Genomic DNA, 21200 nt, shown 5'->3' with positions numbered 1-21200 from the left:
GCGCCGGCCCTCAGGTCCGGGACGGCGCGTCGGTGTCACGAGTCGCCGCGGCCAGCGCGGCGTTGAGGTGATGCATCTCCTCGGTGCAGACCAGGAGCTGCAGATCGTCCATGCGATCAAGATAGAGCACGCCATCCAGGTGGTCGACCTCGTGCTGGACCACGCGGGCATGGAAACCCGAAGCCTCCCGCTCGATCCGGGCGCCGTCGAGGCCATAGCCGCGGTAGCGGATGCGCTTGTAGCGCGGCACCAGCCCGCGCAGGCCCGGAATCGACAGGCAGCCTTCCCAGCCCAGAACCTTTTCGTCGGTCAGCGGCTCGATCACCGGATTGACCAGCACGGTGTTGGCCACCTCCTCCCCCTCGCCACGGTCGGCGGGGACGCGGAAGACGACGATCCGGCGCAGCTCGGAGATCTGCGGAGCGGCAAGGCCGACTCCGGGCGCGTCCAGCATGGTGGCAATCATGTCGGCCGCCAGCCGGGCGACTGCCGGATCGGTCGGGTCGGCGATGGGCTCCGCGATCTTGCGGAGTACGGGATTGCCCATCCGGGCGATTGGAAGCACTGGCATGTCTCTATATCTGGAGTGTGGGCACGGCCGGGGCAACCGTTTCCTGTGGTTCCCAACAGAGCTTATGGCCGGGCTTATGCTGGTGAACCGAAGACTCCCCTTCACAAAGGCGATGGGGCGTGCTACACACTGCGCCCACACAAGGGGTGCGCCCGCCGCGCATGCCTATTTGTTGCCTTGGCGCAACATGCTTCACTTGGAAGGGTGACGGTTAACGTGCAAGTTCTGGTCCGAGATAACAACGTCGATCAGGCCCTCCGCGCGCTCAAGAAGAAGATGCAGCGCGAGGGCATTTTCCGTGAAATGAAGCTCCGCCGTAACTACGAGAAGCCCTCGGAGAAGCGTGCGCGTGAGAAGGCTGAAGCGGTGCGTCGCACCCGCAAGCTGCTCCGCAAGCGGATGGAACGCGAGGGCTACTAATCGTCGGTCGCGCTTAGCGACTGCGAAGGGCGCGTGTGATGCGCGCCCAAGACCCCTTGTGTCTTGCACCCGACCGTCCCGCGAACCTCGCGTGGGCGGTTTTGGTGTATCTGCGCCATTTTTCTTGGCTCGACTGTGCGTCGGCCAAGCGTATTGAATGGTCAGCGAGCTGCACCGCCCCCCCTTCGGCCCGCTGCGTCCAGCCTTGGAAAGGCCCGATCATGAGCGCTTCCAACCTCACCGCCCGCCATTCGGTCCCGGCGCTGCGCGCCCGCAAGGGGGGCGAGCCCATTGTCTGCCTGACCGCCTACACCGCCCCGGTGGCCCGCCTGCTCGACCCGCATGTCGACATCCTGCTGGTCGGCGATTCGCTGGGCATGGTGGTCTATGGGCTGGACAGCACGCTTCCGGTGACGCTCGACATGATGATCGCCCACGGCGCCGCCGTGGTGCGCGCATCGGAGCGCGCCTGCGTGGTGGTCGACCTGCCCTTCGGCAGCTATCAGGAGAGCAAGGAGGCGGCCTTCCGCGCGTCGGCCCGCGTGATGGCGGAGACCGGCGCCCAGGCGGTCAAGCTGGAGGGCGGCATCGAGATGGCCGAGACCGTGGCCTTCCTGACCGCCCGCGGCATCCCGGTGATGGGCCATGTCGGTCTGACGCCGCAATCCGTGAACACGCTGGGCGGCTACAAGGCGGTCGGCCGCGATGCCGAGGCGGCGGAGCGGATCGTCGCCGACGCCCGCGCCATCGCCGAGGCCGGTGCCTTCACCCTGGTGATCGAAGGCACGATGGAGGCGCTGGCCCGCCGCATCACCGAGGAGGTGGCGATCCCCACCATCGGCATCGGCGGCTCGCCGGCCTGCGACGGTCAGGTCCTGGTCACCGACGACATGCTGGGACTGTTCGGCGCCTTCCAGCCGAAATTCGTCAAGCGCTACGCCAATCTGGGCGAGACGGTCAGCGAGGCCGCCGCGACCTACGCCGCCGAAGTGCGGGCCCGCGCCTTCCCCGGACCGGAGCATTGCTTCGGGATGAAGAAGGCGGCGGCGGTGTAACCACCCCCACTTCGTTCTTTCTACGTTCCAGGCGTTCCGGTACAGTCCGGCCGCCATGGATGCATCCCCCCCTGCCTTGATCCCGCCCAACGTCGCCGCGTGGTTCCGGTCGCGCGGCTGGGCACCCCACCCGCATCAGGTCGCGATGGTGGAGGCAGCCGAACGGGGCGAAAGCGCGCTGCTGATCGCGCCGACCGGTGGCGGCAAGACGCTGGCCGGCTTCCTGCCCTCGCTGATCGAGCTGGCGGAACGGCCGCGCGAGGGGCTGCACACGCTCTATATCTCGCCACTGAAGGCGCTGGCGGTCGACATCCAGCGCAATCTGGAACAGCCGATCGCCGAGATGCGGCTGCCGATCCGGGCGGAGAACCGCACCGGCGACACGCCGGAGGCCAAGCGCCGCCGCCAGCGCACCCATCCGCCACACATGCTGATGACGACGCCGGAAAGCCTGGCGCTGCTGCTGTCCTATACCGACGCCGACAAGCTGTTCCGCAATCTGCGCTGCGTCATCATCGACGAACTGCACGCCCTGGCCGGCACCAAGCGCGGCGACCTGCTGGCGCTCGGGCTGGCCCGGCTGTCGCGGCTCGCCCCCGCCGCCCGCCGCGTCGGGCTGTCCGCGACAGTGGCGGAACCGGAGCGTCTGCTGGCCTGGCTGTCGCGCCGCGGCCAGTATGACGGAAGCGAATCCTGCGACGTGCGCCTCGTGCTGGGCCGCAGCGGTGCCCAGGCGGAGGTCGAGATCCTGACCTCGCAGGAACGCGTGCCCTGGGCCGGCCACATGGCGATGCACGCCATGAAGGAGATCTACGAGCGTATCCGCCGCCAGCACACCACCCTGCTGTTCGTCAACACCCGTGCCCAGGCCGAGCTGGTGTTCCAGGCGCTGTGGCGGGTCAACGACGACAATCTGCCCATCGCGCTGCACCACGGCTCGCTGGCGGTGGAGCAACGCCGCAAGGTCGAGGGCGCCATGGCGCGCGGCGAACTGCGTGCAGTGGTCGCGACATCTTCGCTCGATCTCGGCATCGACTGGGCGGCGGTCGATCTGGTGGTGCAGATCGGCGCGCCGAAGGGATCGAGCCGGCTGGTCCAGCGCATCGGCCGCGCCAACCACCGGCTGGACGAGCCGAGCCGCGCCCTGCTGGTCCCCGCCAACCGCTTCGAGGTTCTGGAATGCCGCGCCGCGCTGGAGGCGGTGCACGACCACACGCTGGACGGCGAGGCGCCGCGGCCGGGCGGGCTCGACGTACTGTCCCAGCATCTGCTCGGCATGGCCTGCGCCGCCCCCTTCCTGCCCGACGAGCTGTATGAGGAGGTGGTCTCCGCCGCCCCCTATGCCGCGATGACGCGCGACGAGTTCGACGACGTGCTGGATTTCGTCACCACCGGCGGCTACGCGCTCGGTGCCTATGACCGGTTCCAGCGTCTGAAGCTGCGCGAGGATGGTCGGATGGCGGTGGCCGGCCCGGCGGTGGCGCGCCAGTACCGCATGAATGTCGGCACCATCACCCAGGAGGCGCTGTTGCGCGTCCGCCTGAACCGCGGGCCGGTGCTGGGCGAGGTGGAGGAGTATTTCATCCAGGGCCTGACGCCCGGCGACACCTTCCTGTTCGCCGGCCAGCTGTTGAAATTCCTCGGCGTGCGCGAGATGGAGGCCCAGGTCGCCAAGGGCGGCACCGGCGATCCGAAGGTTCCCGCCTATGCCGGGGGGCGGCTGCCGCTGTCCACCCACTTGGCCGAGCGCGTGCGCGCCATGCTGGCCGATCCGCGCCAGTGGAACGGCTTGCCGGAGGATGTGCAGGAATGGCTGCGGCTTCAGCGCTACCGCTCCGTCCTGCCCAGCCGCGACGGGCTGCTGGTCGAAACCTTCCCCAAGGCCGGCAAGCAGTTCCTCGTCGCCTACGCCTTCGAGGGGCGCAATGCCCACCAGACGCTGGGCATGCTGCTGACCCGGCGGATGGAGCGCTTCGGGCTGGGACCGCTGGGCTTCGTCGCCACCGATTACGTGCTGGCGGTATGGTCGCTGCGCTCGCCGACGGATATGGACGCGCTGTTCGACCAGGACATGCTGGGCGACGATCTGGAAGCCTGGATGGACGAATCGTCGATGCTGCGGCGGACCTTCCGCAATGTGGCTCTGATCGCCGGGGTGATCGACCGCCGCCATCCGGGACAGGAGAAGACCGGGCGGCAGGTCACTTTCTCCTCCGACCTGATCTATGACGTGCTGCGCAAGCACGACCCCGGCCATGTGCTGCTGCGGGCGACGCGGGCCGATGCGGCCGGCGGACTGACCGACATCCGCCGCCTGTCCGATTTCCTGGCACGGGTGCGCGGGCGCATCACCCACAAGGATCTCGACCGCATCTCGCCGCTGGCGGTGCCGGTGATCCTGGAGATCGGCCGCGAGCGCGTGGACGGCAGCGCCACCGACGAACTGCTCGCCGCCGCCGAGGCCGAACTGCTGGCCGAGGCGATGCCGGAACTGGCTCCGCCGCGGCCCGCGAAAACGGAAACGGGGCGCCCGCAGCAGGGACGGTTGTCGTTGTGACACCGCCCCATGCCGATCGCAGGTTACTTGCGCAGTTCCGGCTCCACACCCGGCTCGCCGCTGAACTCGACCAGAATGGTCTCGTCACGGACGATGAACTGGCAGGCCAGACGGTAGGGCGGCGGACGGTGGGCGTTCTCCGCCGCCTCCAACAGGTCCCGGTTCAGCTTGCCGTTGACGGACAGGGTAACCTTCTCCTTTTCGGTCAGATCGATGGCCATCGGGGTCTTCCCGTCGAGATAACTCACCTTGACGAGGCAGGACCCGCACTCGCCGTCCTGGCACTGGAACGGGATCGGGATGTCGTGCTTCTTCGCCAACGCCAGCAGAGTGCCGGTATCGCCGGCGACCGCGTAGACGGTCATGTCCTTGGGCATGTTCAGGCCGGTGAACGTCACTGTGGCCATGGGTATCCTCCGAGTATGGTTGTGATCCGCCATGCCTCCACGGCGGCGGCCCGTCCGGCTGCAAACATCATGCCCTTAAAAATTTCATGGATATTGGCCATTTCCGATGATCGCCGGTAAACGAATGTTGTCAGCTTCCTCCCAAGCTCCCGGCCCTGCCTGTCAGGGCGATGACAGCCGCGCCGCCCTGACACTCCGCGGCGCCGCTCTGCTTGCCGATCCGTCGGGCGCGCTGCTGTGGCAGGCGGAGAGCATCCTCGCCGTCGCCGACCTGCATCTGGAGAAGGGTTCGGCCTTCGCCGCGCGCGGCCGCTTGCTGCCGCCCTACGACACGCGGGCGACGCTGGACCGGCTGGCGGAGTTGATCGCACGGGACAAGCCGTCGCGCGTGCTGTGCCTTGGCGACAGCTTCCACGACCGTCGGGCGGCGGAGCGGATGGACCCGGCGGATGTCGGGCGGCTGCGCGCCCTGACCGAAGCCGTTGCCGACTGGGTGTGGATCACCGGCAACCACGACCCCGAACCGCCGCAGGGCTTCGGCGGCCGGGTGGTGGAAGAACTGTCCATCGGCCCGCTGACCTTCCGGCACGAGGCCGAGCCGGGAGCCGTCGGCGAGCTGTCGGGCCACCTGCATCCGGCCGCCGCGGTGGCGCTCGCCGGGCGGCGGGTGCGCGAGCGCTGCTTCGCCCATGACGGGGCCAAGCTGATCCTGCCGGCCTTCGGCAGCTTCACCGGCGGGCTGAATGTGCTGGACGCCGCCTTCGACGGGCTGCTGGCACCGGGGTTCGAGGTGCTGATGACGGCGCGCGGCCGGGTCTACCGTTTCCCCTGCGCCCGTTTGTCGCCGGACCGCGCGCGCTGACTCTGCCGAATGCTCTGGCCGAAGCGTGAGCGCAGCCTATATCGGGTGGTCCGGAGACGTCCAACCGAGCGCTGTGCATGTCCGCCTCTCCCATCATCGTCTGGTTCCGCAACGACCTGCGCCTTGCCGACAACCCGGCGCTCACCGCCGCCGCCCAGGCCTCGGCGGAACGCGGCGCGCCGGTCATCCCGCTCTACATCCTCGAAGAGGAGACCGGCGATCCCTGGCCGCTGGGCGGAGCGCAGCGCTGGTGGCTGCACGGCAGCCTGGAACGGCTGGCCACCTGCTGCGCCCGCCATGGCTCGCCATTGCTGCTGCGCCGGGGCGAGCCGGGGGCGGTGCTGGAAAAGCTGATCGCGGAAACCGGTGCGGACTGCGTGCTGTGGAACCGCCGCTACGCCCCCGCCCAGACCGCCCGCGACGCGACGATCAAGGAACGGCTGAAGGCACGCGGTGTCGATGCGCGCAGCTTCAATGCCGGCCTGCTGGCCGAACCCTGGACCGTCAAGAACAAGAGCGGCGGTCCGTTCAAGGTCTTCACCCCCTTCTGGCGGCATCTGTCGGCCACTCTCGACCCGCCGCTGCCGACCCGCGCCCCCGCCGCGCTGAAGGCGCCGAAATCCGCGCCGGCCAGTGACGCGCTCGAAAGCTGGGACCTGTTGCCGGCCAAGCCCGATTGGGCCGCGGGCCTGCGCAAGCGCTGGGTGCCGGGGGAGACGGCCGCGCGCTCGCGGCTGGCCGATTTCCTCGACGGGCCGGTCGGGGTCTATGGGACGGAGCGCGACCGGCCGGACCATCCCGGCACCTCGGCCCTGTCGCCCTATCTGGCCTTCGGAGAGATCGGGCCGCGGCAAATCTGGCACGCCGCCCGCCATGCCGCCGACGCCCGGCCGGAACTGGCACCCGGCGTCGAGGTCTTCCTGCGCGAAATCGGCTGGCGCGAGTTCCAGCATCACCTGCTGCACCATGCGCCGGAGCTTCCCGACAGCCCGCTCGACCGCCGCTTCGCCGACTTCCCCTGGCGCAAGGACGCGGCCGGCCTGCGGGCCTGGCAACGCGGGCGTACCGGCTATCCCATCGTCGATGCCGGCATGCGCCAGCTGTGGGAAACCGGCTGGATGCACAACCGGGTGCGGATGATCGTCGCCTCCTTCCTGATCAAGGACCTGCTTCTGCCCTGGCAGGAGGGGGAGCGCTGGTTCTGGGACACGCTGGTCGACGGCGATCTGGCCCAGAATGCCGGCAATTGGCAATGGGTGGCCGGCTGCGGTGCCGACGCCGCTCCCTTCTTCCGCGTCTTCAATCCCGTCCTGCAGGGCGAGAAGTTCGATCCGGAGGGCGATTACGTCCGCCGCTACGTGCCTGAACTGGACCGGCTGCCGCCGCGTTGGATCCACCAGCCCTGGGCGGCGCCCACCGAGGTTCTGCGGCAGGCCGGCGTCAAGCTGGGCGACGATTACCCGCGCCCGATCCTCGACCATGCCGTTGCGCGCGACCGGGCGCTGGCGCTCTACAACGAGCGCAAGGGCAAGGCGGAGACGGCCGACTGACGGGCAATCTTCATCGAACGGTCACCGGCACGCCTGCAAACGGTCATGCCGGCCCGCTATCCTGCCAACAGCGGCCCGGTGCGGCCGCCCTGCCCGTCCCAAATGGGTCAGCGAGAAGGACGGCGACCTCCGCCCCGCGGTCGCGCCACGTCCCGGCTCTTGAAAAAGACGGCCCCAAAAAAACAATCGCCACTCGGCAAGGCGGCCCCTCCCCCGGGGCCGCCTTTTCCCTTGGCCGGGTTGCAACGGCCAACAGAGTGTTATAAAGTAACACCCATGTCCGCGCTTCACGACCATACCCACTGCATCGCCGATGCCCTGACCCGTGCCGACGCGCTCTGCGCCGAACGGGGGGCGCGGCTGACCGCACTGCGCCGCCGCGTGCTGGAGCTGGTGTGGTCCAGCCACCGCCCGCGCGGCGCCTATGCGATCCTGGAGGATCTCAGCCAGCAGGAGGGCAAGGCGGCGGCACCGCTGACCGTCTACCGCGCGCTGGAGTTCCTGGTCGAGCAGGGGCTGGTCCACCGCATCGAATCGCTGAACGCCTATGTCGGCTGTGCCGCGCCGGGGGATGTCCATTCCGGGCAGTTCCTGGTGTGCGAGGCCTGCGGCGACGCCGCCGAGATCGACGATCCGGGTGTCGGCGCCGCCATCGACGCCGCGGCGGCCGGGCGCGGCTTCCGTGTCCAGCGCCCCACCGTCGAGGTGCGCGGCCTGTGCAAATCCTGTCAGGAGAATCCCCGTTGAGCGCTCCCGCCGCCCCTCCCGCCCGTCTTCCCGTCTCGGTGCTGACCGGCTTCCTCGGCAGCGGCAAGACCACGCTGCTCCAGGCCCTGCTGCGCAACCCGGCCATGGCCCGCACCGCCATCGTCATCAACGAGTTCGGCGAGGTCGGGCTCGACCATCTGCTGGTCGCCAAGGCGTCGGAGAACATGGTGCTGATGGACAGCGGCTGCCTGTGCTGCACCATCCGCGGCGATCTGGTCGACACGCTGCGCGACCTGTTCCTGAAGCGGGTGAAGGGCGAGATCCCCGATTTCGACCGGGTGGTGGTGGAGACGACCGGCCTCGCCGACCCGGCCCCGATCATCCACACCCTGATGTCGGACCCGCTGCTGGCCGCCCGCTTCCGCCTGGACGGTGTCATCGCCACGGTCGATGCGGCACACGGCTCGCTCCAGTTCGACCGCCAGCCGGAAAGCGTCAAGCAGGCCGCCGTCGCCGACCGCATCGTGCTGACCAAGACCGACGTCGCCACCCCGGCGGCGACCGTCGCCCTGATGCAGCGCCTCGCCGCCATCAACCCGGCCGCCCCGGTCATTCCCGCCGCCCATGGCGACATCGATCCGGCCAAGCTGTTCGACGCCGGTCTCTACAATCCGGAGACCAAGAGCCCCGACGTCGCCCGCTGGCTGCGCGAGGAGGCCTATCGCGACGAGCAGGCCAAGGCGCACGAGCATCATCATGGGCATCACGACCACGGGCACGAGCATCACGACCATGATCACCACGGGCATGATCACGGCCATCACCACGATCACGACCATGGCGACCATTGCGGTCCCGACTGCGGCCATGAGCATCATCACCACGACGCCAACCGCCATGACGACCACATCCGCGCCTTCTGCATGGTGATCGACCGGCCGATTCCCTGGAACGGCTTCGTCGACTTCATGGAAGCGCTGATCGCCCAGGCCGGCGAGAACCTGCTGCGGGTGAAGGGGCTGCTGAACGTTCAGGAAAGCGAGCTGCCCGTGGTCGTCCACGGCGTCCAGCACATGTTCCATCCGCCGGTCCGGCTGGAGGACTGGCCCAGCGACGACCACCGCACCAAACTGGTCTTCATCACCCGCGACGTCGGCCAGCCGGTGATCGAGCCGCTGTTCAACGGGCTGGTCTGGGGCGAAGGGAAAGAGGGATAAGGTCGAAGGCAGGGCGCCACACCCGCTGCATGTGTGGCGCCCGCTCTCTCCTACCTGTCCACCACCCGACGCAGCGGGCTGTCGCCGACGGTCCATACGCCGCGGTCCACTGCCTTCGCCCCCTCGAACACCAACCAGCTTTGCCGTCCGTAATGCGGCAGCGGCCGGAGCAGCGCGCGCAGCGCCTCGGCATCGACGCCCGACACCACCAGGGCCGTCCGCCCGTCCGCCGCACGCGACACCCACACCCTGGCACTGCCACGCCCGGCGAGTTCCGCTGGAACCGGGGACAGCCCCCGCCGCGCCAACTCCCGCGCCACCGCCGCGTCGGTTCCCACCAGCAGCACCGGCGCAGCCTTGTCGCCGCCCTCCTTCCCGGCATCGTCCATCAACCGCCCGGCCAAAGTCCGCGCCGCGTCCGCCGCGTCACCATCCGCAGCGATCACCCGCCCGGCACCCGGCCGCAGGGTGACGTCGCGCAGGATCAGCGGCGCCTCCCCCGGCGCCAGACGGCGGAACAGGTCGAAATCGGGGTCGACCGTCACCGCCCTTACCACCGCTTTGGCGGGCAGCCGAAGCGTCGCCTGTCGGCCGTCGAGACGGACGATGCGGTCCTCCACCCCGGCCGCCGTCTCCAACCGCACCGGCACCGCCAAAGCATAGGGCGCATCAGCCTCCTGCCGCAGGGTCAGCAGCACACCGTCGCCGTCGGCGCGGACATCGGCCAGGGTCAGCATCGGCGCGCCCCGCCGCTCCACCCATTGGCCGAACAGCCCGCCGAGGTCGCGGCCGGACGCCGCCTCGAAGGATCGGCGCAGGTCGGACCAGCCGGCATTGCGGAAGGCGAAGCCGCTCCAGAATTTCCGGATGCCGGCGTCGAAGGCGTCGCGGCCGATCTCCGCCTCCAGCATGTGGAACAGCATCGCCGCCTTGCCATAGCCGACGATCTGCGAGGCATCGTGCGTCTTGGACAGGAAGCCGGTCAGCGGCCGGTCGCGCTCCGCCGGCAGGGCGGCATAGTCGCGCAGCCAGTCGAGCCGCATCGCCCGCGCCGCGTCATCGCCGCGCGCCTGGGCGGCGGCATAGTCGGCCATGTAGGTGGTCAGCCCTTCCGCCCAATTGCCGCCCTCGCCCACCCTGACGCCGTTGCCCCACCAGTTGTGCATGATCTCGTGGGTCAGCGACTGACTGCGGATGAAGGGCAGCGGCAGCACCGCCCGGCCGATGGCGGTCAGGCAGGGGAAGCCCAGCCCGACCGGGGGCGGAACCGAGACGATGCTGAAGCCGTCGAAGGGATAGGCACCGATGCGCGCGGCCCCGGCGGCGATCGCCTGCTCCGACAGGCCGAGATAGCCGTCGGCCAGCCCGGCCTGTTCCGGATGGCGGTAGAGCCGCAGGCGCAAGGGTCCGGCCAGCCGTTCCTCCACCGTCCAGGCGCCGGCGAAGACGGACGGTTCCTCGACGCTGCGATCCTCCGCGAACACCGCGCGGTAGCCGCCGGCCTCATTCCCCTCCTCCACCAGCCGGCCGGTGGCGACCGCGACATAGGGGGCCGGCACCCGCACCGACAGGCGCCAGCTCGGCGGCTCGTCGGCGGCCGAAGCCGGATCGGGCAGCCAGCCGCCCAGCCCCGGCAGGAAGGCACCCTCGCCATCCAGCGCCAGACCGGTGCCGGCAGCGAATCCGGGCAACCGCCCGCCATACCGGATGGTCACCACCTCCGCCCCTTCCGGCACCACCAGCCGCAGACGGTCGCCGCGCCGATCCACCGGAACCGGCCTGTCGCCGGCCCGCACCTCCTGCACCGCCAGCGCCGGGTCCAGCCGCAGGGACTGCGCCCCGGCCGGCAGGGTCAGCCGGTCCACCGCCTCCATCCGTCCGGTGGCCGGATCGAGCGTCAGGTCGATGTCGTGGTGAAGCGGTGCGGCACCGGCGGGGGCGACCACGCCCAGAGACAGCACCGCTCCCGCGAAGGCCAGAGCCGGAATGCGCAGGATCGTCATGCCCATGAAGATGGTCGCCCCGACGACGGAGCGCCAGCGCGGCGTCACACCGCCCAGATCCAGCGCGGCATCACGCCGCCCAGATGCTGTCCAGGATGCCGTCCGCCTCCCTGAACGACCGCCGGATCACCCCGGAACGCCACGCACCCGGTCATACAGCTTCGACAGCCGGGCGTCGCAGATGCCAAGCTCCTTCAGATGCTCGACCGTGTTGGCGAGGTAATCGATGTTGGGGCCGCGCTGGCCGCAGCAGTCGGCGATGCGGCAGACGACCGACGCCTCGTCCAGACCGCGGCAATATTGCGGATGGCCGCGGTCGACGATGAAGCAGCAGGCGCTGACAGGCTCCCCCCCTTCAGCAGCCCCGCCATCGCGCAGGCGCACCCGCAGCATCCTCGGCAGATAGACGCGGTTGTCCATCTCCCGCTCCCACAGGTAATCGAGCGTGGCCGGCACATCGGCAGCCGCCACCCGGAAGACGATGCCGCGGCAGGAGCCGCCACGGTCCAGCCCCAGCACCAGCCCCGGCCGCTCCGGCGTCCCGCGGTAGCGGTGGGAGGCGACGCAGAAGCTGCGGTGGTATCCCGGCAGGGTCGCCGCGTGCCGCTCCACAAAGGGGAAACCGGGGTTCCACATCAGCGAGCCATAGCCGAAGACCCACAGGTCGGCGCCGGGCTCGACGGCGATGTCGTGCGTCCAGGCGGGATGGGGAAGCGATGAGTCGGGGGCCATTGAGGATCGCTGAGGAAGATCGCTGGGAAAATTCGCAGGGGAAAACAGGACCGAATCGGCAGCCACCGAGCCTAGCATGCGGGTTCCGGGGTCGCTATAACGGTACGGAGATGGAACGGACATGCCACCGATGCAACCCAACGCCCTTTCTCCCACGCCACGCCGCCTGCTGACCGGCCGCCGGATCGCGACCATCCTCGCGCTGATGATGGTGCTGCTGCCGGCCGTCGCCTATTCGCTGTGGTGGTGGCAGGCGGCCCGCACCGTGCGCGACGGACTGGAGAGCTGGGTCGCCGACCAGCGCGCCAACGGCGCGGTGGTGGAGCATGGCGGACTGACCGTCCATGGCTTCCCCCTCACCCTGCGGGCGGAACTGGACAAGCCTCATCTGGCCACGCGCGGTGCCGAGTGGCAGGGCGCGCGTCTGGTGGCGGAGGCCGCCCCCTGGAACCCCACCCACATCGCGCTCACCTTTCCCGGCGAACATCGCCTGTCCGTCGTCCAGCCCGGCCAGCCGCCGCTCGACATCCTGGCCCCGAATGGCGGAAACGGCGACCTGACCATGCGGATGTCGGGTACGCTGGAACGGCTCGCCCTGCGCTTCACCGGCCTGACCGCACAGGTCGCGGGCCAGACGGTGCCGGTCGCCGCGCTGGACATCGGCGCCGCCCAGCCGGAGCAGCCGCCGGCCGAACGCGGGACCGCCGGCCTGACCCTGACGCTGACCGCCGACGGGCTGACCCTGCCCGACGGCATGCCGCCGAACCTGGGCCGCGAGGTGAAGCGGACCGAACTGACCCTGCGCGTCATGGGAACCCCGCCGCGGCCGGAGCCGGCCAGCCTGTCGGCCTGGAGCCGCGACGGCGGCACGGTCGAGGTCGACCGACTGGCGCTGGACTGGGGGCCGCTGGGGGCGGTGCTGTCGGGCACGCTGGCGCTGGACGCCCAGTTGCAGCCGCAGGCGGCGCTGACCGCGGAAATCCGTGGCGCCCCCGCGGTTCTCGATGCGGTCAAGCCGATGATGCGCCCGAACGAGGCGGCCATCGCCAGGACCGTGTTGGCCATGCTGGCCCGTCCGACCGGCCCTAACGGCGAACAGGTGGTTACCGCCCCGGTCACCGTGCAGGACCGGTCCCTGTTCGTTGGGCCGCTGCGTGTCGCCGCCCTCCCCAAACTCGTCTGGTGACAAAAACGGGGCGGCACCCTGTCCGAACGGCGGAAATGCAACACCTGCCGGGGCGCATGACGGTTCCGTGACCGGCGCATCTTGTTTCACACGGCGCATCGGGTCAAATTGACGCAGTCCTTGTCGCGGCTGCCATGGTGCGTCGGTCGATGTGTCGGTTTCTTGCCTATTGCGGCGAGCCCGTGTTCCTGGAAACGCTGGTCTGCACGCCCTGTCATTCCCTGATCGAGCAATCGATGCACGCCGCGGAGGCGAAGACCGAGACCAACGGCGACGGCTTCGGCGTCGGCTGGTACAGCGAGCGGACCGAGCCCGGCCGCTATTGCGAGATCCGCCCGGCGTGGTCGGACGAGAATCTGCAATCGATCTGCAGCCATGTCCGCTCCCACCTGTTCTTCGCCCATGTGCGGGCGGCGACCGGCACCGCGGTCAGCCGGGCCAACTGCCACCCCTTCAAGGCCGGGCGCTTCCTGTTCATGCACAACGGACAGGTCGGCGACTGGCCGCGCCTGCGCCGTCGGGTCGAGGCGATGATCCCGGACGAGCTGTACAGTGTCCGCACCGGCACTACCGACAGCGAGGCGATCTTCCTCGCCGCCCTCGGCGAGGGGTTGGAGCGTGATTCGGTCGGCGCTTTCCAACGCGTGCTGCACGCCATCCGCGACAAGATGCGGGCGCTGGATATCACCGCCCCCCTGCGCTTCACCGCCACCTGGACCGATGGCGACCGGGTGTGGGCGGTGCGCTGGGCCTCCGACGACAAGCCGCCGAGCCTTTATTGGCGCCATGGCGAGAATGGCCTGATCGTGGTGTCGGAACCGGTCGATTCCCAGCGCGACCAGTGGCGTCCGGTGCCGCCCAGCGGCGGGCTGGTGGCGCGCGTCGGCGCCGCGCCGGAGATGTTCACCTTTCATTGAGCCGGGAGGATCCGGGGGGGGCGTCCGGCGCCCTCCCCTTACCTTACAGCAGCCGGTCCTTCGGCAGCAGGATCGTCACCGCCGTCCCACGGCCCGATGCGCTGTCCAGTTCCACCCCGCCGCCATGCAGTTCGGCGAAGCGCCGCACGATGGGCAGGCCCAGCCCGACCCCTTCATGCTGGCGCACCAGCGAGCGCTCGGCCTGGGTGAAGGGGTTGAAGATGCGCCCCATCAGTTCGGTGGGGATGCCCGGCCCGTCGTCGCGCACGGTCAGCCCGACGAACTCGCCGCGATCCTCCACCGTCACCGCGACATGGCCGCCGGACTGGGTGAACTTCACCGCATTGTCCAGCAGGTTCAACACCATCTCGCGCAGCCGCCGTCGGTCGATGCGCATGCGGAAGGACGGACAGGGCTGGACGGTCAGCGACAGCTGCTTGCCCACAGCCTTCGGCGCCAGCATGTCGGCGCAGCCGGCCAGCAGTTGCGGGATGTTGACGTCGCTTTCCTGGATCTCGATGGAGCCGGTGGAGCCGCGCGTATAGTCGAGGATGTTGTTGACCATGGTCAGCAGCGACCGGCCGCTTTCCTCGATCAGCTTCACATATTCCAGATAATCGGGATGGCCCAGCTTGCCCATCCCCTCGGCCGCCAGCACGTCGGCGAAGCCGATGATGGAGTTGAGCGGGGTGCGCAGCTCGTGGCTCATCACCGCCAGGAAGTCCAGCTTGGCGCGGTCTGCCTTGCGCGCCGCCTCCAGCGCGTCCGACAGTTCGGCGGTGCGTTCCGTCACCCGAAGCTCAAGCTCGCGGTTCTGTTCGGCGGCGCGGCGGTAGAGCTTGCGGATCTCCACCATGTTGCGGACACGGTGCAGCAATTCCCAGGCGATGAAGGGTTTGGTCAGGAAATCGTTGGCACCCAACTCCAGCGACTTGCGCCGGGTTTCCTGATCAGTCTGGGCGGTCAGCACGAGGATTGGCACGTAGTCGCCGTCGAAGATCGGCTTCAGCCGCTCCATCAGGTCGAAGCCGCTCATGTGCGGCATGCGGATGTCGATCAGCAGCAGGTCGAACGGCTCGGCCACGCAGAGGTCCGGCACCTTGCGCGGGTCGGTCTCGCCGCGGACCCGGCTGTAGCCGTCATGACTGAGGATTTCCCGCAGGAGTTCGACGTTGGACGGGTTGTCGTCCACGATCAGGATGCTCGCGTCCTTGACCTGCTGGGCGAGCGCCGGGTCGATCTGGCTCCTGTTCATCGGAGCATGCACCTTTGAACCGTCCGCATAGGCAATCAATTTTGCCCCTGAACGGATCGAATGCAATGGAAATGAACGGACACCGTCAAAGGCAGCCGCTCAGGCACGCTTTTCCCAACCGCCCCGGTCGGTCTGCTGCCAATAGGTCAGGCTGTGGCCGGCTGCCTTGCAGGCCTTCCAGCGCTGGCGGGCGGCCAGCACCGCCTCGTCGTCGTTGCCGTCGAACAGATCGCAGACGAGGTCGTACCCATCCATCCGGTCACTGACGCAGCCGTCCACCGTGACCAGCACGGTGGCGCTGTTCGGATTCTCGTCGGTGTCGGTCAGCCACACCGGCTGGCGCTCGGCGAAGCCGTCGCGCGCAGCACCGTGCGGCAGGAAGGAGCCGGGATCGTAGGTCCACAGGTGCTGGTTCAGCATGTCCACCCGCTCGGCTGAGCCGGCAAGCACGACGGCACGCCAGTTCCGCTCAAGAACCTTCTCCAGGATCTTGGGCAGCGCCTGTTCCATCGTGCGCCGTTGCAGGTGGTAGAAGCGGACTTCCGTCATGGCCCCTTCACGCACGCAGACATTTCCTTTCGCGATCAGGCCCTGCCGCGGTCAGGCTTCGTGGAAGTCGGCCACGAAGCGGTCGAGCAGCCGCACACCGAAGGCCGACGCCCCCTTCGGAACCGTGGCGCCGTCCTTCTTCGCCCAGGCGACGCCGGCGATGTCGATGTGCGCCCACGGCGTGTCGTTGACGAAGCGCTTCAGGAACTGCGCGCCGACGATGCTGCCGGCGCCGCCGCCCGAGCCGGTGTTCTTCATGTCGGCGGCCGGCGACTCGATCTCCTTGTCATAGGCGTCGCCCATCGGCATGCGCCACACCGGTTGGCCCACCTTCAGGCCGGTGGCCGTCAGGTTCATGGCGAGATCGTCGTCGTTGCAGAACAGGCCGGCATGCTCGTGGCCCAGCGCCATGATGATGGCGCCGGTCAGGGTGGCGAGGTCGACCATCAGCTTGGGCTTGTAGACATCCTGCGCGTACCACAGGCAGTCGGCCAGCACCAGGCGGCCTTCGGCGTCGGTGTTGATGACCTCGATGGTCTGGCCCGACGCCGAGGTGACGATGTCGCCCGGACGCTGCGCGGTGCCGGACGGCATGTTCTCCACCAGCCCGACGATGCCGACGGCATTGACCTTCGCCTTGCGGGCGGCCAGCGCGTACATGGTGCCGATCACGGTGGCCGAGCCGCCCATGTCCCACTTCATGTCTTCCATGCCGGCCGCACCCTTGATCGAGATGCCGCCGCTGTCGAAGGTCACGCCCTTGCCGATGAAGGCGACCGGACGCTTGTCGTCGGCCTCCGGGTTGCCGTTCCAGCGCATGACGACGACGCGCGGCTCGCAGGCGCTGCCCTGGGCGACGCCCAGCAGGGCGCCCATGCCGAGCTTGCGCAGCTTCTTCTGGTCGAGGATCTCGACCTCGACGCCGAACTGCTCCAGCTCCTTCGTCTTCTCGGCGAGGCTTTCCGGATAGATGACGTTGGCCGGCTCCGACACCAGATCGCGGGTGAAGCGGATGGCGTCGGCCAGCGTATCCAGTTTCTTGAAGGCCGACTTGGCCGCACCGTCATCCTCGACCAGCAGCGTCAGCTTGCGCAGGCTGGGCTTCGGCTCCTTCTTGTCGGACTTCCGGTCGTTGGTGCGGTACTTGTCGAACTTGTAAGAGCGCAGCTGCGCGCCGAAGGCGATCTCGGCAGCGGCGGATGCCGGCGACAGGGTGGTCCCCTCCGGCAGTTCGACCAGCAGCGCGGCCTCGTCGGCGGCCTTGTCCAGCTGCACGGCGATGGCGCCGCCGGCGGACTGGAGAACCAGATCGGTCAGGTCGGCGCCCTTGCCGATGCCGACCAGCAGGATGCGGTCAAGCTCGGTCCCGGCCGGGGCGAGCAGCGTCAGCGTCTCGTCCTTCTTGCCATTGAAGCGGGCGGCGGCCATGGCGCGGGCCAGCGCCCCGCCGGTCTTCTGATCCAGCTCGCGCCCGATCGGGCCGAGGCTGCGGTCGGCGGCGACGGTCACGGCGAGCACGCCGGAGGCCGGCAGGGACAGCTTGGCGAAGGAGAACTTCATCTGGTCCTCTTGAGGGGTTGGGCGAACGCGCCCGGATGGTCTCGACGGCGGAAAGCCTACCCCACCGATAAGGAGCGCGCCACCCCGGCTGTCAAGGGTGGGGAGAGGGAGAGGCCCCCTCCCCTGCACTCACGCATCGATCGCCTTGCCCAGCTCGACCGGATCGACCTCGCCCTGCTCCATTCCGACGTCCGCAACGCTCTCCTCCGACACCGTCTCCTCGGCGCGGCGTTCCAGCACGGCGGCAAAGAAGCCGTCGGTGTCGTGGCGGGCAGGCGTCAGGCGCAGGTACGGACCGTCGACCGGCGGCGGCGCGCCGGTCTCCTCCTCCGCCCAGACCTCGGCGACCGGCTTCACGATGAAGTCGTGATGGGTCTGCAGGAAAGCCTCGACCTGCGCCTCGTTCTCGTCATGCAGCATGGAGCAGGTGGCGTAGATCAGCCGCCCACCCGGCTTCACCAGACGCGCCGCGCTGTCGAGGATGTTGGCCTGAAGCGGCAGCAGCTGCTCCAGCCCCGGACCCAGCTGGCGCCAGCGGGCGTCGGGGTTGCGGCGCCAGGTGCCGGTGCCGGAGCACGGCGCATCGACCAGCACGCGGTCGAACTTGCGCTTGTGGCGCTTCACCCAGGGGTCGCGCTCGCTGGTCAGCGGATGCGCCTCGATGTTGTGCAGGCCGGCGCGGCGGAACCGCTCGGCGGCGCGCTTCAGCCGCTTGTCCAGCACGTCGCAGGCGACGACCCGGCCCTTGTTCTTCATCAGCGCGGCCACGGCCAGCGTCTTGCCGCCGGCACCGGCGCAGAAATCCACCACCTGATGGCCGGGCTTCGGCGCGACGGCCAGCGCGACCAGCTGCGAGCCCTCGTCCTGGATCTCGACCAGACCGTCCTTGAAGGCGTCGACGCTGCCGAGCGGCGGACGGCCCTTGACCCGCAGGCCCAGCGGCGACCATTGCGTGGTTTCCGCCGTGATCTGCGCCTTGGCCAGCGCCTTGATCGCGCTCTGCTGGTTGGCCTTCGGCGGGTTGATGCGCAGGTCGAGCGGAGCCGCCTCCAGCAGCTTCTCCATCTCGACCCCGAAGCGGTCGCCCAGCGAGGCGCGCATCGCCGCTTCCGCCCAGTCCGGACATTCCACCCGCACCGTTTCCGGCATGTCGGGATGCTCCATCGTGTGGCTTTCCAGCTTGCCGACCATCGCCAGCTCGTCGTCGGTCAGGCGGGCCGGGGCGAACTTGCCGCCGCTGAACATCTCCAGCACCACGCCGGCGTTGCGGTTCTCCTCCAGCAGCAGATAGGCCAGGACGCGGGCGCGCGGGGTGGCGCGCTCATAGCCGCCGCGCTCGATCCACCAGCCGAGCCGGGCATGGCGGCGCAGGATCGCGTAGGCCATCTGGGCGACGGCGGTGCGGTCCTTCGAGCCGATGTAGCGGCGGTTGCGGAAATAGGCGCTCATCACCGCGTCGGCGGGGCGAGGGGTCTCGTCGATCTCGGTCAGCAGATCGATGACCGCCTGGAGGCGGGCGGCGGGTGTCATGGCGTCTTGTCCCTTGGGGTGTCTCACGGCGACGAACAGGACCGGCCGCCCGCATCGTCCCCCCGTATGATCCGGGGGCGAGATGCGTTTTCGAACGGTCCTTCGCGTATGAGCTGTCGATACCGCGTTTGTCGCCTCCTGTCACGCCTTGCCGCCGCGCGTCTGCCCCGCTCGCCCCTTGGCTCGCCCCCCGCCTCCACCCCCCGTGACAAGCGGACGCGACCTATCCGAAAGTTCAGGTTGGGGATTGACGACTCGGGGTAACCACCGGCACAAACGGTCGGGTGATGTGACCTTGTCGTGACCGGACCGCCAAGGGCGGGAGACCGGTCGGGGGTCTTCGACGGACATATCGGATGCTGGTGGCGGAGTGCGCGATGGCGGCTGCGGCTGGGGTGGCGTGTGCGCGTGAGGTGAAGAAAGCCGCAGGCCGCGGCCTGCGGATGGCGCTGATGGGAGGGTTGCTGGCGACGCTGGCGGCCTGCGCCGGCACCGCCCCGACGGTGGACGGGCAGCGGCGAACCGCCCAGCGCCCGACCTGGGATCAGGTCTCGCCCGATTTCCGCCACCTCGCCGGCTGGATCGACGACGACCACGCCCAGGCGGTCCCGGCGGTGCAACGGACCTGCGGCTGGGTGAAGAACCAGCCGCCGGGCAAGTCGCTGGGACAGCTGCGCGCCGCCGGCACCACCGACGACTGGCGCGCCATCTGCGCCGCCGCCCGCGACCTGCCCCCCGGCGACAGCGAGGCGGCCCGCCGCTTCTTCGAGACCTTCTTCACCCCGCGCGACGTCAGCAACGGCGAGAACGGCCTCTTCACCGGCTATTACGAGATCGAGCTGCACGGCAGCTGGACCCGGACCGAGCGTTACAACGTCCCGCTCTATCGCATGCCGTCGCGCGGCAAGAACGGCATGCCCAGCCGCGCCCGCATCGAAAACGGCGCCTTGAAGGGCAAGGGCCTGGAACTGATGTGGGTGGACGACCCGGTCGACGCCTTCTTCCTGGAAATCCAGGGCTCCGGCCGGGCGATCATGGCCGACGGCTCGGTGGTCGGCATCCATTACGCCGGCCAGAACGGTCACAGCTATTACCCGATCGGCCGCCATATCATCGACATCGGCGACGCCACGCCGGAACAGATGTCCTTGCAGACGATCCGGCGCTGGCTGAAGGACCATCCGGCCGAGGCCCAGCGGGTGATGAACCTCAACCCCTCCTACGTCTTCTTCAAGGTGAAGCCCGAGGTTGGCGCCCGCGGCGCCCGCAACATGGAGCTGACCCCCGGCCGCAGCCTTGCGGTGGATGCCGAGCATATCCCGCTGGGCGTGCCGCTGTGGCTGGAGGTGCGCGACGCCCCGGTTCCGGGCGGCGCCATCAACCGGCTGGTGATGGCGCAGGACACCGGCGGCGCCATCAAGGGGCCCGTGCGCGGCGACCTGTTCTGGGGCCACGGCCCGCAGGCGGAGGAAGGAGCCGGCGTGATGAAGGCGCGCGGTCACTACACCATGCTGGCGCCGCGCAACCTGTCGGTCGAGACCGCCCAACGGAAATGACCGCAGAGGACCGCATCCGGCTGGAACGGCTGACCGCCCTGTCCGACCGCAGGGCGGCGCTGGCGGCATTGGAGGAAATCTTCTTCGCCTCCACCAGCCGGACGGAGTTCGCGTCCGCTGCCGAGCGCGCCGCCTTCCTCGCCACATGGACCGGCTGGTTCGTGGATGAGGCACCGCGGGACATCTGGATGGCGGTGGCGGCCGACGGACAGGCCGTTGGCTACCTCACCGGCTGCAAGGACAGCGCCGGCTCGGTCGAACTGGCCCGGCGCGTCCCGAAATACGAGATCTTCGCCGATCATTTCGCCGCCTACCCCGCCCATTTCCATGTGAATGTCCGGCCGGGCTGGCGGGAACACGGGCTGGGACGGCGGTTGGTCGACCGCTTCGCCGAGGATTGCCGGGAGGACGGCCTGCCCGGTGTGCATCTGGTCACCGCCGTCTTCGCCCGCAATGTCGAGTTCTACCAGCGCGCCGGCTTCACCGACGCCTGCCAGCGCGGCCCCCTGCTGTTCCTCGGCCGCCGCCTCAACACCTGACTTCCGCGGCGCTGCTGTGCTAGGCA

General features: G+C 69.2%; 19 protein-coding genes. 11 read left to right on the top strand and 8 right to left on the bottom strand.

The window, feature by feature from the left end:
• Nucleotides 1-10 precede the first annotated feature (10 nt).
• A complete protein-coding gene (gene def, locus ABNQ40_RS21425; RefSeq protein ID WP_109050293.1) occupies nt 11-571 on the bottom strand; it encodes a peptide deformylase in 561 nt (186 codons plus the stop codon).
• A 216-nt stretch (nt 572-787) separates the two neighbouring features.
• Here def and rpsU point away from each other — a divergent pair, with 216 nt between their 5' ends.
• The 3 genes from rpsU to ABNQ40_RS21410 all read left to right on the top strand — a co-directional run bounded on the left by rpsU (nt 788) and on the right by ABNQ40_RS21410 (nt 4603).
• Nucleotides 788-991, top strand: a complete 204-nt coding sequence (gene rpsU / locus ABNQ40_RS21420; protein WP_012974546.1) for a 30S ribosomal protein S21 — start codon at nt 788-790, stop codon at nt 989-991.
• A gap of 221 nt (nt 992-1212) precedes the next feature.
• The gene (panB, locus tag ABNQ40_RS21415; protein WP_109050294.1) at nt 1213-2046 is read left to right on the top strand and encodes a 3-methyl-2-oxobutanoate hydroxymethyltransferase; all 834 of its coding nucleotides are present in this window, start codon (nt 1213-1215) and stop codon (nt 2044-2046) included.
• Nucleotides 2047-2101: 55 nt separating this feature from the next.
• Nucleotides 2102-4603, top strand: a complete 2502-nt coding sequence (locus tag ABNQ40_RS21410) for a ligase-associated DNA damage response DEXH box helicase (protein WP_109050295.1) — start codon at nt 2102-2104, stop codon at nt 4601-4603.
• 23 nt (nt 4604-4626) lie between these two features.
• On the opposite strand, the gene ABNQ40_RS21405 is transcribed toward ABNQ40_RS21410, so the two are convergent.
• Entirely contained in the window at nt 4627-5010 is a 384-nt protein-coding gene (locus tag ABNQ40_RS21405; protein ID WP_109050296.1) for a 2Fe-2S iron-sulfur cluster-binding protein, read from the bottom strand.
• A gap of 124 nt (nt 5011-5134) precedes the next feature.
• On the opposite strand from ABNQ40_RS21405, the gene pdeM reads away from it, so the two are divergent.
• From pdeM to ABNQ40_RS21385, 4 genes are all read left to right on the top strand, one after another.
• A complete protein-coding gene (pdeM, locus tag ABNQ40_RS21400; protein ID WP_109050297.1) occupies nt 5135-5872 on the top strand; it encodes a ligase-associated DNA damage response endonuclease PdeM in 738 nt (245 codons plus the stop codon).
• A 77-nt stretch (nt 5873-5949) separates the two neighbouring features.
• The gene (locus tag ABNQ40_RS21395) at nt 5950-7422 is read left to right on the top strand and encodes a deoxyribodipyrimidine photo-lyase (RefSeq protein WP_109050298.1); all 1473 of its coding nucleotides are present in this window, start codon (nt 5950-5952) and stop codon (nt 7420-7422) included.
• Between the two features lie 276 nt (nt 7423-7698).
• Entirely contained in the window at nt 7699-8169 is a 471-nt protein-coding gene (locus ABNQ40_RS21390; RefSeq protein ID WP_098739505.1) for a Fur family transcriptional regulator, read from the top strand.
• Entirely contained in the window at nt 8139-9347 is a 1209-nt protein-coding gene (locus tag ABNQ40_RS21385; protein WP_109050299.1) for a GTP-binding protein, read from the top strand. Before ABNQ40_RS21390 ends, ABNQ40_RS21385 begins: the two co-directional genes overlap by 31 nt.
• A gap of 50 nt (nt 9348-9397) precedes the next feature.
• Here the strand turns inward: ABNQ40_RS21385 and ABNQ40_RS21380 are convergent, their stop codons facing one another.
• Both ABNQ40_RS21380 and ABNQ40_RS21375 read right to left on the bottom strand, forming a co-directional pair.
• Entirely contained in the window at nt 9398-11398 is a 2001-nt protein-coding gene (locus ABNQ40_RS21380) for a M1 family metallopeptidase (RefSeq protein ID WP_247879840.1), read from the bottom strand.
• 78 nt (nt 11399-11476) lie between these two features.
• Complete coding sequence (locus ABNQ40_RS21375) at nt 11477-12082, bottom strand: gamma-glutamylcyclotransferase (RefSeq protein WP_109050300.1); 606 nt, start codon at nt 12080-12082, stop codon at nt 11477-11479.
• 121 nt (nt 12083-12203) lie between these two features.
• Here ABNQ40_RS21375 and ABNQ40_RS21370 point away from each other — a divergent pair, with 121 nt between their 5' ends.
• Together ABNQ40_RS21370 and ABNQ40_RS21365 are read left to right on the top strand one after the other, a co-directional pair.
• Nucleotides 12204-13268 (top strand): DUF2125 domain-containing protein, encoded by a 1065-nt coding sequence (locus tag ABNQ40_RS21370; protein ID WP_109050301.1) that lies wholly within the window; start codon nt 12204-12206, stop codon nt 13266-13268.
• A gap of 149 nt (nt 13269-13417) precedes the next feature.
• Nucleotides 13418-14185, top strand: coding sequence for a class II glutamine amidotransferase (locus ABNQ40_RS21365; RefSeq protein WP_109050302.1), 768 nt, complete (start codon nt 13418-13420; stop codon nt 14183-14185).
• 43 nt (nt 14186-14228) lie between these two features.
• On the opposite strand, the gene ABNQ40_RS21360 is transcribed toward ABNQ40_RS21365, so the two are convergent.
• From ABNQ40_RS21360 to ABNQ40_RS21345, 4 genes are all read right to left on the bottom strand, one after another.
• Nucleotides 14229-15440: an ATP-binding protein gene (locus ABNQ40_RS21360; protein ID WP_109490985.1), complete on the bottom strand. Its 1212-nt coding sequence runs from the start codon at nt 15438-15440 to the stop codon at nt 14229-14231.
• A gap of 99 nt (nt 15441-15539) precedes the next feature.
• A complete protein-coding gene (locus tag ABNQ40_RS21355; protein ID WP_109050303.1) occupies nt 15540-15989 on the bottom strand; it encodes a DNA polymerase III subunit chi in 450 nt (149 codons plus the stop codon).
• A 51-nt stretch (nt 15990-16040) separates the two neighbouring features.
• Nucleotides 16041-17549 (bottom strand): leucyl aminopeptidase, encoded by a 1509-nt coding sequence (locus ABNQ40_RS21350; protein WP_109050304.1) that lies wholly within the window; start codon nt 17547-17549, stop codon nt 16041-16043.
• 129 nt (nt 17550-17678) lie between these two features.
• Nucleotides 17679-19079: an RsmB/NOP family class I SAM-dependent RNA methyltransferase gene (locus tag ABNQ40_RS21345; RefSeq protein WP_391348818.1), complete on the bottom strand. Its 1401-nt coding sequence runs from the start codon at nt 19077-19079 to the stop codon at nt 17679-17681.
• Nucleotides 19080-19456: 377 nt separating this feature from the next.
• Here ABNQ40_RS21345 and ABNQ40_RS21340 point away from each other — a divergent pair, with 377 nt between their 5' ends.
• Nucleotides 19457-20635, top strand: coding sequence for a murein transglycosylase A (locus ABNQ40_RS21340; protein ID WP_247879841.1), 1179 nt, complete (start codon nt 19457-19459; stop codon nt 20633-20635).
• Complete coding sequence (locus ABNQ40_RS21335) at nt 20632-21174, top strand: GNAT family N-acetyltransferase (protein ID WP_109050307.1); 543 nt, start codon at nt 20632-20634, stop codon at nt 21172-21174. The genes ABNQ40_RS21340 and ABNQ40_RS21335 overlap by 4 nt, the downstream gene beginning before the upstream one ends.
• The last annotated feature ends 26 nt before the right edge of the window (nt 21175-21200 follow it).

Source organism: Azospirillum sp. A23, assembly GCF_042938965.1.
GTDB classification, from domain to species: domain Bacteria; phylum Pseudomonadota; class Alphaproteobacteria; order Azospirillales; family Azospirillaceae; genus Azospirillum; species Azospirillum melinis.
This window is presented reverse-complemented; position numbering and strand designations above follow the sequence as displayed.